13 protein-coding genes, 1 other RNA gene and 1 riboswitch are annotated in these 13,102 nt (G+C 64.2%); of the genes, 9 read left to right on the top strand and 5 right to left on the bottom strand.

All coding sequences use genetic code 11. The annotated features are described in order from the left end of the window. The first annotated feature begins 27 nt into the window (after positions 1-27). From E1809_RS09425 to E1809_RS09395, 7 genes are all read left to right on the top strand, one after another. Positions 28-543 (top strand): DoxX family protein, encoded by a 516-nt coding sequence (locus E1809_RS09425; protein ID WP_133203976.1) that lies wholly within the window; start codon positions 28-30, stop codon positions 541-543. A gap of 7 nt (positions 544-550) precedes the next feature. Next, complete coding sequence (gene aroA, locus E1809_RS09420) at positions 551-1,966, top strand: 3-phosphoshikimate 1-carboxyvinyltransferase (RefSeq protein WP_133203975.1); 1,416 nt, start codon at positions 551-553, stop codon at positions 1,964-1,966. A 2-nt stretch (positions 1,967-1,968) separates the two neighbouring features. Then, positions 1,969-3,084 carry a ribosome small subunit-dependent GTPase A gene (gene rsgA, locus E1809_RS09415; RefSeq protein ID WP_133203974.1) on the top strand — a complete coding sequence of 372 codons (1,116 nt, stop codon included), beginning with the start codon at positions 1,969-1,971 and terminating at the stop codon, positions 3,082-3,084. Positions 3,085-3,148: 64 nt separating this feature from the next. Then, positions 3,149-3,961, top strand: coding sequence for a histidinol-phosphatase (hisN, locus tag E1809_RS09410; RefSeq protein ID WP_133203973.1), 813 nt, complete (start codon positions 3,149-3,151; stop codon positions 3,959-3,961). A 155-nt stretch (positions 3,962-4,116) separates the two neighbouring features. Continuing rightward, positions 4,117-4,229: riboswitch (SAM riboswitch) on the top strand. A 35-nt stretch (positions 4,230-4,264) separates the two neighbouring features. Continuing rightward, positions 4,265-5,677 carry an aminotransferase class V-fold PLP-dependent enzyme gene (locus tag E1809_RS09405; protein ID WP_133203972.1) on the top strand — a complete coding sequence of 471 codons (1,413 nt, stop codon included), beginning with the start codon at positions 4,265-4,267 and terminating at the stop codon, positions 5,675-5,677. A 49-nt stretch (positions 5,678-5,726) separates the two neighbouring features. Next, entirely contained in the window at positions 5,727-6,503 is a 777-nt protein-coding gene (locus tag E1809_RS09400; protein ID WP_133203971.1) for a class I SAM-dependent methyltransferase, read from the top strand. A 30-nt stretch (positions 6,504-6,533) separates the two neighbouring features. Then, positions 6,534-7,247: a metal-dependent transcriptional regulator gene (locus tag E1809_RS09395; RefSeq protein WP_133203970.1), complete on the top strand. Its 714-nt coding sequence runs from the start codon at positions 6,534-6,536 to the stop codon at positions 7,245-7,247. A gap of 27 nt (positions 7,248-7,274) precedes the next feature. Here the strand turns inward: E1809_RS09395 and E1809_RS09390 are convergent, their stop codons facing one another. Next, entirely contained in the window at positions 7,275-8,720 is a 1,446-nt protein-coding gene (locus tag E1809_RS09390) for an MFS transporter (RefSeq protein WP_205754148.1), read from the bottom strand. A 140-nt stretch (positions 8,721-8,860) separates the two neighbouring features. On the opposite strand from E1809_RS09390, the gene E1809_RS09385 reads away from it, so the two are divergent. Both E1809_RS09385 and E1809_RS27710 read left to right on the top strand, forming a co-directional pair. Next, positions 8,861-9,229 (top strand): hypothetical protein, encoded by a 369-nt coding sequence (locus tag E1809_RS09385; protein ID WP_133203968.1) that lies wholly within the window; start codon positions 8,861-8,863, stop codon positions 9,227-9,229. A gap of 121 nt (positions 9,230-9,350) precedes the next feature. Continuing rightward, complete coding sequence (locus E1809_RS27710; protein WP_268908671.1) at positions 9,351-9,485, top strand: hypothetical protein; 135 nt, start codon at positions 9,351-9,353, stop codon at positions 9,483-9,485. A 30-nt stretch (positions 9,486-9,515) separates the two neighbouring features. Here E1809_RS27710 and E1809_RS09380 read toward each other — a convergent pair whose 3' ends face one another. The 4 genes from E1809_RS09380 to E1809_RS09365 all read right to left on the bottom strand — a co-directional run bounded on the left by E1809_RS09380 (position 9,516) and on the right by E1809_RS09365 (position 13,059). Continuing rightward, complete coding sequence (locus tag E1809_RS09380) at positions 9,516-10,514, bottom strand: S1C family serine protease (protein ID WP_133203967.1); 999 nt, start codon at positions 10,512-10,514, stop codon at positions 9,516-9,518. Positions 10,515-10,669: 155 nt separating this feature from the next. Next, positions 10,670-11,038, bottom strand: a transfer-messenger RNA (tmRNA) gene (ssrA, locus tag E1809_RS09375). A gap of 144 nt (positions 11,039-11,182) precedes the next feature. Continuing rightward, positions 11,183-11,653: an SsrA-binding protein SmpB gene (gene smpB / locus E1809_RS09370; RefSeq protein WP_133203966.1), complete on the bottom strand. Its 471-nt coding sequence runs from the start codon at positions 11,651-11,653 to the stop codon at positions 11,183-11,185. Positions 11,654-11,718: 65 nt separating this feature from the next. Then, a complete protein-coding gene (locus tag E1809_RS09365; protein ID WP_374102687.1) occupies positions 11,719-13,059 on the bottom strand; it encodes a peptidoglycan DD-metalloendopeptidase family protein in 1,341 nt (446 codons plus the stop codon). Positions 13,060-13,102: the final 43 nt, after the last annotated feature.

Here is a 13,102-nt window from a genome sequence, read left to right as displayed (position 1 = left end):
CGTGGCAAGCCCTCCAGGAGGCAAAACATGTCCCTCGTCCGTTTTCTCGCCAGGCCAATGTTGGCTTCCAGCTTCGTGATCGCCGGGCTGGACAAGCTCAAGAACGCGGATGACACGGCCAAGCAGCTCTCCCCCTTGCTCCGCAGGGCGGCGGAGACCCTGCCCTTCGCGACGGATGAGAAAATGCTTGCTCGCGTGATCGGCGGAACCCAGGTGGGCGCCGGCGCCCTGCTTGCGCTCGGGAAGTGTTCCCGGATCTCGGCCACACTCCTCGCCGGCATCTCGGCACTGAACACTTTCGTCGAGTACCGCTCGGCTGACATCAGCACCAAGGAAGGCCGGATCGCCCGCCGTTCGCGTCTGCTCAAGAATCTCTCCCTGACCGGTGGCGTGTTGCTCGCTGCCGTGGACACTGCCGGACGGCCCAGCCTCGCGTGGCGCGCAGAGCACTTGGCGATGGACGCCAAGAAGGCCACCGGGAAGCAACTCAAGAAGACGGACCGCGCCGTTCGCAAGGCCGTAGACCACGCAGTTGGAGCATAACGAAGCAATGCCAGGAACACCCGCAACGCACGCAGGCAATTCAACGCAGCCCGGCGATTTGGCCCAGGGCACCACGGACTCCGCACTTCCCTTGTGGCCGGCACCCTTCGCCGCCCGCCCCGTGGACGCTACCGTCTCGGTTCCGGGGTCAAAATCCCTGACCAACCGGTACCTCGTGCTGGCAGCGTTGGCCAACGGGCCGTCCAGGCTGCGGGCTCCGCTGCATTCGCGGGATTCAGCCCTCATGATTGAAGCCTTGCGGAGCCTTGGCGCCACGGTCACGGAGGTTCCCGGCGACGGGCACTACGGCCCGGACCTTGAGGTCACGCCGATCGACCCGACGACTGCAGCATCCACTACCGCCATCGATTGCGGCCTTGCCGGCACGGTCATGCGGTTCGTGCCGCCCATCGCCGCGCTTCGTCAAGGTGTCGCGGTCTTCGACGGCGATCCCCATGCCCGCAAGCGACCCATGGGCACCATCATCGAAGCCATCCGCGCCCTCGGAGTCGACGTCGGCACGGAAGACGGGCGGCCCGCGACGTCCTTGCCGTTCAAGGTATCGGGCACCGGCTCCGTGCGCGGGGGCCACTTGGTCATCGACGCGAGCGCGTCGTCGCAATTCGTCTCCGCCCTGCTGCTTGTCGGTGCGCGGTTCGAAGAGGGCCTCCACCTGGAGCATGTCGGCAAGCCCGTCCCGAGCCTGGACCACATCAACATGACCGTGGCCGTTTTGAGGGGCGTCGGCGTCCACGTCGATGATTCGGTTCCTAACCATTGGCGAGTGGCCCCCGGCCCGATTGAAGCGTTCGACGAACGCATCGAACAGGATCTGTCCAACGCCGGCCCGTTCCTCGCCGCAGCGCTGGCAACCAAGGGAACCATCCGCATCCCCAACTGGCCAAGCAACACAACCCAGGTGGGCGACCTCTGGCGCGGCATCCTCGAAACCATGGGAGCCACCGTCACGCTGGCGGACGGCACGCTCACGGTCACCGGCGGAGCAGAAATCCTGGGAGCGGACTTCGACGAAACAAGCGAGCTCGCCCCCACGGTCGCTGCTTTGTGCGCCTTGGCCTCCGGACCTTCCCGGCTCACCGGGATCGCCCACTTGCGCGGCCACGAAACAGACCGGCTTGCCGCGCTGGTAGCCGAAATCAACCGCCTGGGCGGCGACGCGGAGGAAACCAGCGACGGCCTGGTGATCCGGCCCGCAAAGCTGCATGCCGGCGTCGTACACAGTTACGCGGACCACCGCATGGCGACGGCGGGTGCGATCCTGGGGCTCGCCGTCGAGGGCGTCCAGGTGGAAGACATCGCCACCACGTCGAAGACCATGCCCGAATTCCCGCAGATCTGGGCGGCGATGCTGGCCGCGGACGCCGCCGCCGGCAGCACGGCTTCGGCAGGGTCCAGCAACTGACAATGGCCCGCGACGCACGTTCCTGGGACGAATCCGACGTCCGGATCCGCCCCAACAAGAAGGGCTCACGCCCCCGCACAAAAGACCGTCCCAGCCACGATGACGCGGTGATCGGGCGCATCATCACGGTGGACCGCGGCCGCTACACCGCGGTGGTGGGCGAAGGCTCCAACCATGAGCGCGTCGTCATCGCGGCCCGTGCCCGCGAACTGCGGCGCTCCCCGGTGGTCCCCGGCGATTTCGTGGCACTCGTCGGGGACGTGTCCGGCGCGCCGGACACCCTCGCCCGGCTGGTGCGCGTCGAAGACCGCAAGACCCTGCTGCGGCGCAGTGCCGACGACACCGACCCCGTCGAGCGCGCCGTCGTCGCGAACGCCGACCAACTAGTAGTGGTGGTTGCCGCCGCCAACCCCGAGCCGCGTACCGGTTTCATCGACCGCGCCCTCGTGGCAGCGTACGACGCCGGAATTGAGCCGCTGCTCCTCGTCACCAAGGCGGACGTCAAGGATCCGGGCGAATTGCTCGCTAACTACGTGAGCCTCGGCTTCCCTGTCATCATCAGCCGGACGGCCGATGCCGACGCTTCCGGTATCGATGCCCGGTCCGATGACGGCATGTCCGCGCGTCTGGACGGAAGCGCCGTCGGGCAGTTGCGGGATCACCTGGATGGCAAGGTTACAGTTCTCTTGGGGCACTCCGGCGTCGGGAAGTCCACCATGGTGAACGCCCTTACCGGTGCGGAACGCGCCACCGGCGGGGTCAACGCCGTGACCGGCCGCGGACGGCACACCTCTTCGTCCGCCCTCGCCCTGAAGTTGAGCGACGCCCCGGACGGAAGCTGGATCATCGACACCCCGGGCATCCGTTCCTTCGGCTTGGCCCATGTGGATCCCGACCGCATCCTGCACGCGTTCCCCGACCTCGAACCCGGCACGGATACATGTGAGCGCGGCTGCAAGCATGATGCCAGTGCGATCAATTGCGGGCTCGACTCATGGGTCGCGGAAGGCCATGCGGGCGACGCCGGACCTGCCCGGCTTTCGTCGTTGCGCCGACTCCTGGGGGCTGACCCGCGCCAGGAAGCCCAAGAGACGAAAGAACTGGGCAGCGTCACCTAGTTCCGCCGCTCAGTAGCGCCCCGACATCCACAGTTCGCCGCACGATAGACGGTAGTTTGTAATCATGACCCAACCCGATCCGAGCTACAACGACGACCTGCGGCTTGCCCATGTCCTGGCGGACTCCGTCGATTCCCTGACCATGGAGCGCTTCAAGGCCCTGGACCTCCAGGTCGAGACCAAACCGGACTTGACCCCCGTCACTGACGCCGACAAAGCAGCCGAGGAAGCAATCCGCGGGCAGCTCTCCCGTTCCCGTCCGCGCGATGCCGTCATCGGGGAAGAATTCGGAAGCAGCGGCCACGGCTCACGGCGTTGGATCATCGATCCCATCGACGGGACCAAGAACTTCGTGCGCGGGGTGCCAGTGTGGGCAACCCTGATCGCCCTCGTTGACGAAGGCGAAGTGGTGGTGGGGCTCGTCAGCGCACCCGCTCTCGGCAAGCGCTGGTGGGCCGCCAAAGGTTCGGGCGCATACATGGGCCGCTCGCTCGCAGCCGCCACGCGGCTCAAGGTCTCCAACGTGTCTCGCTTGGCGGACGCTTCCTTGTCCTACTCCGAGCTTTCCGAATGGAAGGAACAAGGATCGCTGGACAACTTCCTGGCTCTTGAGAATGACGTTTGGCGCAGCCGCGCATACGGCGACTTCTGGTCCTACTGCCTCGTGGCCGAAGGCGCTGTGGACATTGCCGCCGAACCCGAACTCGCGCTGTACGACATGGCGGCATTGGTGCCGATCGTCACGGAAGCCGGCGGGCGCTTCACCTCCTTGGAAGGCGCCGACGGACCTTTCGGCGGCAATGCCGTTGCCACCAACTCGATCCTCCATTCCGAAGTCCTCAAGCGGCTGAATCCGGAAATCGACGATCTCCTCTAATCGGGTTTTCTGAATATTCGACGGCGGACGCTCCTTTTTCGGGGCGTCCGCCACTTTTTCTTCGACAGAACGGCGTTTTTTCGGCGATCGTAATATCCGCTTAACAATACGGGCCGCCTTGGAACCCTCCGCGCCCGTGTCCTAGTCTCTTTACAGGTCACGAGTGCCAGCGTGAAACCCCGGTTTGCTGGCCGGCAACCCTCCGTCGCGGCGGGGTGCCCCGGGTGACGACCCGGCCGGTCCGGAACGGATACGGCAAGCGCGGATCCCCTGTCACCAGGGGTCCCTCTTGAGTGAGGTTCCATGAGCACAGCTACGTTTACTTCTCCCGTCATCGCCGCTGCTTCAGCACATTCCGGCGTCGAATCCCCTGCAGCCCGCCCGCTGGCCGCCGTCACCGGTGCTGAGTTGCAGGCTCCCTTGATCCAAGGCGGCCACGTCCGGTACGCCAACCTCGACTATGGTGCTTCAGCTCCCGCGCTGACGGTGGTTTCGGCGTACCTGAACGAGATCCTGCCGTACTATGCGAGCGTGCACCGCGGTGCCGGCTACGCTTCCCAAATCAGCACTTCCGTCTATGAGAACGCCCGCAACATCGTGCGCGAATTCGTCGGTGGACGTCCGGACGACTCCGTCATCTTCACGCGCAACACTACGGATTCCCTCAACCTCCTGGCCGGTTGCTTGCCTGCCGAGGACGGCCGGTACCTTGGCGAAGTCCTGTACCTGGACATCGAACACCACGCCAATCTCCTCCCGTGGCAAGGCGTCCCGCACCGCAGCATAATCGCGGCGGAAACCTTGGCGGAGACCGTGAACAACGTCCGCGCTGCCCTCGCCCAAGGCGGAGTCAGCCTCCTTGCCGTCACCGGCGCCTCGAACGTGACCGGCGAAATCCTGCCCATCAAGGAGTTGGCAGCCCTTGCGCACGAGTTCGGCGCACGAATCGTGGTTGACGCGGCACAGCTCGCACCGCACCGCCGGATCGATGTCGCCTCGGCAGACATCGACTACTTGGTGTTCTCCGGACACAAGCTCTACGCACCGTTCGGCGCGGGAGTCCTGGTGGGCCGCCCCGACTGGCTCGACGCCGGTACCCCGCACCTCGCCGGTGGCGGAGCCGTCCGCGAAGCGCGGCTTGATTCCGTCAGCTGGGCCACGGGACCCGCGCGGCACGAAGGCGGCTCCCCGAACGTGCTCGGAGCCGCTACCCTTGCGCGGGCCACCCAGGTCATCGCCAGCCTCGACAACGACGAATGGCACGCCCATGAGGCCGCCATCCGTACGCGCTTGGTCGACGGCCTCAAGGAAATCGACGGCGTGACCGTCCACCAGATCTTCAGCGATACCGACCCCGCCGACACCATCGGCGTGGTGAACTTCTCGCTGCAAGGCTACGACGCCGGCCTGGTCGCGGCGTACCTCGCGGCAGAGCATGGCATTGGCCTGCGTGACGGCCGGTTCTGCGCGCATCCCCTGCTCAAGCGGCTCGGCCTTCCGTCCGGATCCCTGCGTGCGAGCTTCGGCGTCGGTTCGCGCTTGGAGGACGCTACGCGGCTCATCGCTGGAATCAAGGCGCTCAAGAGCGACGGCCTTGGCTGGGACTACGTGGTTGATGCCGGCCGCTGGGTGCCCGCCAATGACCACCGCAGCTACCCTGAGTGGGCGCCGAACACTCCGGGGACCGCGGGCGCCGCACCCTGCAGCACTGACTGATTGAGGTAGATTCGTAGGGTATTTCCACGCCCCACGAAGGAGTTCCTGGGTGGTTCCACGACCCAAAGGCACGTCAACCGGTCCGAAGCTCTTTGAGCAACGTCGCCTCGAACTGGGCCAAAGCTTCCAGGACGGCGGCGAGCACTACGAGCGTGTCCGGCCCGGGTACCCCGCGGATTCCGCCGACTGGGTGATACCGGACGGCGCGCGTGACGCGGCCGACGTCGGCGCCGGCACCGGAAAGTTCACCGCCCTCCTCGTGGAGCGCGGCCTGGCCGTATCCGCCGTGGACCCCTCAACGGACATGCTCGCCCAGCTCCGGAAGGCCTACCCGCAGGTGAACGCCTTGGAGGGAACGGCCGAGGCAACTGGACTGGCGGACTCAGCATTCGACGTCGTCAGCGTTGCCCAAGCCTGGCACTGGTTCGACCCCATCGAAGCCAGCAAAGAAGCCGCCCGCATCCTTCGGCCCGGAGGCGTGATCGGATTGGTCTGGAACCAATTGGATACCTCCGTGCCGTGGGTTCACCGTTTGTCCCGCATCATGCACGCCGGCGACGTCCACAAACCGGACTTCCGGCCAGCGATGGGACCCGAGTTCACGGGGCTCGAGAGCCACCTGACCCGTTGGGAGGATCCCGTGACCCCGGATGACGTCCTCGAATTGGTGAAGTCGCGCAGCTACTACTTGAGGGCCAATGAGGTCACACGCGCCAAGGTCATGGGCAATCTCCAGTGGTACCTCTTCGAACATCTCGGCTACGTCGAGGGCGACGTGCTCATGCTGCCTTATCTGACCCAGAGCTGGCGGGCGCGGAAAGCCTGAGAAGTGACGGTTCGCGATAGGCTTGGAAGCGTGAAGACCAGTGCGCCCTCCTCCTCGATCGAGGACTACGTCAAGGTCATCTACTCCTTCACGGAGTGGCAGGACAAGCCCATCACCTCCTCCCAGCTCGCGCAGCGCCTGGGCGTGGCTAATTCCTCGGTTTCCGAGATGGTCCGCAAGCTCAAGGACCAAGGCCTCGTGGACCACCAGCCTTACAGCGCCATCACGCTGACGCCGGAGGGAATGGAACTCGCCCTGGGCATGGTGCGCAGGCACCGGCTGATTGAGACGTACCTCGTCCGCGAGTTGGGCTACAGCTGGGACGAAGTCCATGACGAAGCCGAGATGCTCGAGCATGCTGTCACGGATACTTTCATTGAGCGGATGGCCGCAAAGCTGGGCAACCCCGCCCGCGATCCGCACGGGGACCCTATCCCGGCGGCCGACGGTTCAGTGAACCTCCCGCATGCACACCGGATGATCGAGCTCGACGACGGCCATTCGGGCAAGATCACCCGGATCAGCGACGAGAACCCCGAACTCCTGCGTTATCTTTCCGCGGAGGAAATTGACCTTGACGCCAAAATAGAGGTCATCGGGCGCAAGCCGTTCGGTGGCGCGCTCGTGGTCCGGATCGCGCATGGCGGCGAAAGCCGGGACTACGACCTCGGCGATGAAGTGACCTCGGCTCTCTGGGTGGCAACAGATACCGAGCACGAAGGGTGCGCCCTCGCGGGACGCTGACCCCGCTCGCGTTTGGACCGCTTCGGGTCACGCCCGCTGGGCAGCCGACCCGCCGTCGTCGGGCCCCGAACCTTCCGCAGCTTCCGTCACCGGGGCTCCCAGTACAGGATTGCGGATCCCGACGGCGGAAGCCGTGGCCCCGATGAAGAACAGTACCGCCGTGACAATCACCGCGTTGTAGAGGCCTTGGCGGGTGAAGACCGGTCCGATAATGAGGCCCGCGAACGCTATGCAGATCAAACCCGCGATGCGCGCAACCGCGTTGTTCACGGCGGAGCCGATCCCCGCTTCCTCAGTGGGGACGGCGCCAAGGATCGCTGCGGTGAGGGGTGCCACCAGGCTGCTGAGTCCGATGCCGAAGACGATCTGCCCCGGCAGGACCTGCGTCCAGTAGTTCAGCGGGTCCTGGACGGTCAGCGTCATGAGGAAGCCGATTCCGCAAATAAACGGGCCAGCCGCCATGAACCAACGGGGCCCGTATTTGCCGGCGAGGCCGCCGAAGAAGGACGCTGTCAGCATCAGGAGGAGGGTGGAAGGCAACAAGGCGATTCCCGCCGTCGTGGCCTTCATGCCGCCCACTTGCTGGAGGTAGATGCCCACCGAAAAGAAGCCAAAGGACAGCGCCCCGTAGATGGCGAGGGTTGCGAGGTTCCCCCACCCGAAGTTACGGATGCCGAAAAGCCGCAAAGGCAGCATCGGAGCCGGCGTCCTGGCTTCATGGACCAGGAAGAACGCCAACGCCACGGCCCCGAGCACGAGCGGGATCCAGACGAGCATGTTGTTCCAACCCATCCGTCCTTGCTCGATGAAGGCATATACCGGGCCGCCCAGTCCAAGCATGGCCAGGAAAGCGCCAAGGTAGTCGATCTTCTTGCTGGTGTCGGTCTCTGCGTCGGACTTCCGCAGGCCCATCAGGATGGGCCACACGGCCACGGCCGGAACTACGTTGATGAAGAAGATGACCCGCCAGGAGAGCAGGTCGACGGATGCTCCACCGATCAGCGGCGCCACAATGGCCGCCGCGCTCGTCCAGCCCGACCATTGGCCGATCGCTTTGGACTGCGCTGGGCCGGCGAAAAAGGTCACGATCATGGCGAGCGAACTCGGAACCAAGAGCGCCCCGGCGATTCCTTGCAGCGCTCGGGATACCACCAGCACTTCACCATTCCACGCGAGCCCGCACGTGACGGAGGTCAAGGTGAAGCCGGCAAGTCCCCACTCAAGGATCCGGGCGCGGCCAAAGTGGTCGGACAACGAACCAGCAACCAGGATCAGCGCGCCCAGGGTCAGTAGGTACGCGTCGACTACCCATTGCTGGATCACGAGCCCGCCGCCTAGCTCACGCCCGATCGCGGGGAGGGCCAAGTTGACCACGAACCCGTCAAGGATGGCAATGAAGGAAGCCACGATAGCCACAACAAGGACCCGCTTTTGCAGCGGAGTGCTTGGCAGCAGGGCCGCTGCATCGGTCATGAGCACAGCCTACGCCTGCCGGGGACGTGGCGGATCCGGCACCGGTTTCGCGGGGCCGGTGCCGGCTCTCGGACCGGCTGCCGCGCGCCGGGAGAGGGACCCGGGACCGGCAACGTCCGGGAGTCCCGTATCGTTGAAAGGTGATCAGTAGACGTGACGCCGCCATAGCCCTCGACATTCCCCTTGAAATGGCGCAGCGCCACGGAATTCCCACCAGGTTGTCGCAGGCCGAACTCACTGAACTGCAGGACAGTCCGCCCGCCTGGTTGGTCCAGTCACGTGCAAACCGCACGGGGAAGAGGCCGGTCTGGGTACACCTCAACTGTGTGGTGTGCGGCTACGCCGAGGCTGCCCGCCCCAAGAAGTGGTGGCCTGAATTCACTTATGTCTTCTGCGGACACCACCGCGATAGCGAAGTTCCTGGAGTGCTGCCCGGAGAAGTCCGGAGCGAATTCGAGGGTATCGGTTCGAGGTTCGTGGGCATCGTGGACGTCCCGGCTGATTCCTGACTCGCAGGGCGGTTAGAGGCCGGTTGCTTTCGGCCAAAACAGGCGTAGCTTACAAGAAGAGGGTCCTTCAGGGCCCTCTTTGCAGGGTCTTCACTGAAGATCCGTAGTTAGGGAGCATGACATGCCTGACAAAGCGCCGCACCAACACGAGATGAAGAAAAGCATCAAGACCATCAAGGAAAAGCGGGCCGTGAAGCGTGCGAAGCACGACACCGAAGCCGCCGCGGATCCCGTGGGCCGTTTGCGGAAGAAGTAGCGCCAGCCGGGGCCATCCACCCCGGCTGTTCTACGCGTCGCCGTCGGTCATCTCGCTGGGAACAGCCACGATCGCGAGGACCTTCCCGTCCCGAAGCACTGTCAGGGGGAACGGCTCACCTATCGCTTGCGAAAACAAGAGTTTCTGCAGGCTTTCGGCACTCGATACCGCTCGGGACTGCGCGCTCAAGACGAGATCGCCCGCTATCAATCCGGCGCGTTCGGCCGGGGACCCGGCGATGACTTCCACCACCCGCAATGCCTCCTTCTGCCCCGTCCGGATGACGGCACTCGCAGCCAAAGGAATCGGGGTGCTGACCAGGCCCAAGTATGCCCGCCTCACGCGTCCGTCTTTGAGGAGCGCGGCTATGATGCGTTGCGTCGTGGCGTTGATGGGAACGGCAAGCCCCAGGCCCAGGCCGGCAATGGCGGTGTTGATGCCAACGATCCGGCCGCGGGTATCCGCCAGCGCTCCCCCGGAATTACCGGGATTCAGGGCGGCGTCCGTCTGGATGACGTCCTCTATGACGCGGCTGTGCCGTCCGGAGCGCACCGGGATCGATCGTCCGAGGCCACTGACCACACCGGCCGTTACGGATCCCGCCAGCCCCAGCGGATTGCCCACCGCAATGACCAGTTGACCCACCCGCAGGGTTTCCGCGTCGCCCAGGGCGGCGGGCGTCGGTGTGTGGTGCCCCCGGACGATGGCAAGGTCGGAGAGCGGATCCGCTCCGACGAGTTCGACGTCGGTATGCGTCCCGTCGGCGAAAATCGCCCTTCCGGCTTGAAGTCCGGAAACGACGTGGGCATTGGTCAGCATGAAACCGTCGCCCGTAAATACGACGGCGGACCCGCTGCCGATCCTCACTTGTCCGTTCCTACGCGCGCTGCTCATCTCCAGGGCCGCCACGTGCGGCGTGACTGACTCCGCGACGCGCATGACGGTCCGCGAATAGGCATCCAACAGGTCGTCGTCCAACGGGGCGCCCGGGCTGTCTTCGGGAAGGGCTTGTTCGGGCAATGTGCTCATGGTGCACCTCCTGTAACCGGTGGTGTCTATATCAACGAATCACTTGCCGCCGTTAGTCCGTTCCCGGGTACGCCGTGGGTGAACGATTGGACTCCCTCAGCCAGGTACCCCGGGAAACAAAACACCCCCGGTCCGAAGACCGGGGGGTGTTTCAAATGTGGAGATGGGGGGAATTGAACCCCCGTCCGATGTCGTGTTGTCAGGGCTTCTCCGGGCGCAGTTCGCGTCGGATTTTCTCGGCCCCAACCATCCTGCGAACAGGTGGCTGATCCGGGCCCAGTCATCTAAGAGTCCCGTTTGCCCCGATGACGAAGGCAAACAGCAGTGGCTATCTAAATGACGCCAGGAACCGGGGCAATAGCAACCTCGGGCTGACGGACTGTCTTACTGCTTAGGCAGCAAGAGCGAAGTCAGTGCGCTTAGAGTTGGCACTTATTGGTTTGCAGACAGCGTTTACGAGATAATTCTGCATCCTCGGCCCGCTTCACCTGTCGCGACTAACATCGTCGAAACCGATCATCCCCGTATTTTGTTACCAATCCCGCAGGCCAACGACTTGCCAGAAGCAATCCACTGTTCTTCCCTGCCGGGTTAACCATCATAACGCATAAGCGCACGTGAACATTCCGAACCTGGCTACGGGCGTGTCCGTTCCGGGGTGCCCGGCCTTAACGGCGGTTCCGCTCCCGCAATTCCCGCAGTGATTCGCGCTTGTCCTGCTGCTCGCGCAGCGTCTGGCGCTTGTCATAGTCTTTCTTGCCTCGCGCCAAGGCGATCTCAACCTTCGCGCGGCCATCGAGGAAGTACAGCTGGAGCGGGACCACGGTGAGGCCGCTTTCGCGGATCTTGCCGGAGATTTTGTTCAGCTCCTCGCGATGGAGCAACAGCTTCCGACGGCGGCGGGCAGCGTGGTTGGTCCAGCTCCCCTGGTTGTACTCGGGGATGTGGACGCTCTCCATCCACAATTCGTCGTTGTAGAAGGTGCAAAATCCATCGACCATGGACGCGTGCCCTTCGCGCAATGACTTTACTTCGGTTCCCATGAGGGCGATTCCGGCCTCGTAGGTATCCAATATGTGGTAGTCATGCCGGGCCTTGCGATTGGTGGCCACTACCTTACGGCCACTTTCCTTGGGCACGGTAGAACTCCTTGATAGTTGAAGAATCCCCCTAGTCTACGCCAACGGAATCCTTGAGAATGCGCTTACAAAAGGCCCATGGGATCGACGGCTTGGCCATTGACCCAGGTCTCGAAGTGCACGTGGCAGCCAGTTGAGTTTCCCGTGGTGCCCGAATACGCAATGAGTTGGCCTTGGCTGACTTGCTGGCCAGAGGAAACCACCACGCTGGTGTTGTGGTAGTAGACCGTAGTCAGGGAGTCGCCGTTGATGACTCCGTGGGAAATCTTGACCCGGTTACCGCCGCCGTCGTTGCCCCAACCAGCCGAAAACACGGTACCTGCGGCCGCGGCATAGACGGGCGTACCGCACGGCGCGCCAAAGTCGATGCCGGTGTGCATGTAGCCGCCCTGGCCGTAGAAATCGATGGTTCCCGGCGGCGTCGCACGCCAGCCGAATCCCGAGGTGATCGGGATGTTCGCGGGCACGGGGTGGATCAGGCCGAAGTTCGAGCGGGGATTGCTCGCGGGTGGTACATAAGGCGCCGGCGCTGCTTGGCCCGCCGCGGCTGCTGCTGCGGCCGCGGCTGCGGCGATGCGCTGTTGCTCGGCCAGCCATGCTTCACGAAGTTTGCGGTCGCGCTCGGAAATCTCCGCCGCTACCGCATCCTGTTGCGCCTTCACTTGGGCCAATTGGGCCTGGATTCCAGGTTTGGCCGCTTGCAGTTGGCTGTTGAGGCGGGTGGTGTCGGCGATGAGCTTGTCCACTTCGGCCTTCTTTGCAGCGGCATCGTCACGGGCCGCTTTTTCCTTCTCCAACGCCGCATCCGCTTTGGCTTTGAGATCGCTGATCTCTTGTTCGACGGCGGCTAGGCGGGCTTGCGAGTTAACGTTCGTGGCGCTCTGCTGGGTCAATTTGGTCATCGCCGCGTTTTGGCTACGCATTGCCTGATTGGCGAGATCCATGGTGTCTGTGAAATTGCCGGTGTCGTTTGAGCCGAACAGCAGTGCGACGTTGGTCGGGACACCGCCGGACTTGTACGCCTGGGCCGCAATTTGTCCGATGAGTTTCTTCGTGTCGGAGATCTTTTGCTTGTCGTTCTCCAGCTGCTCGGTGATCTTTGCCTTGCTTTGCTGCGCCAGGTCCAGGCGCGCTGCGAGGGCTTCGGCTTCCTTTACGGCGGAGGCGACCCGGCCCTGCGCCTCAAGAAGGGCCTGCTGCGCACCAGGCAAACGGCCCTGGTAGACCACGAGGTCCCCTGCCGCCTTGGCGATGTTGGCGTCGACGAATTCCAAAGACTGCTGCACACGTGCGGATTCCGCATTGAGCGCCGCCTGCTGATCGTCGAGGTCGTCGGCATGCGCCAGGGGCGCGGTACTTAGGCTGGCGGCCAAGGCAATCGCCAGTACTGACCCCGCGAACTTCATGCGGCCACTCACCACCCGCATTTGTTCCGCCGTGCGGTATCGA

This window comes from Arthrobacter terricola, assembly GCF_004354015.1.
Lineage (GTDB): Bacteria > Actinomycetota > Actinomycetes > Actinomycetales > Micrococcaceae > Arthrobacter > Arthrobacter terricola.
The sequence above is the reverse complement of the archived record's forward strand: the minus strand, read 5'-3'. Positions and strand labels throughout refer to the sequence as shown.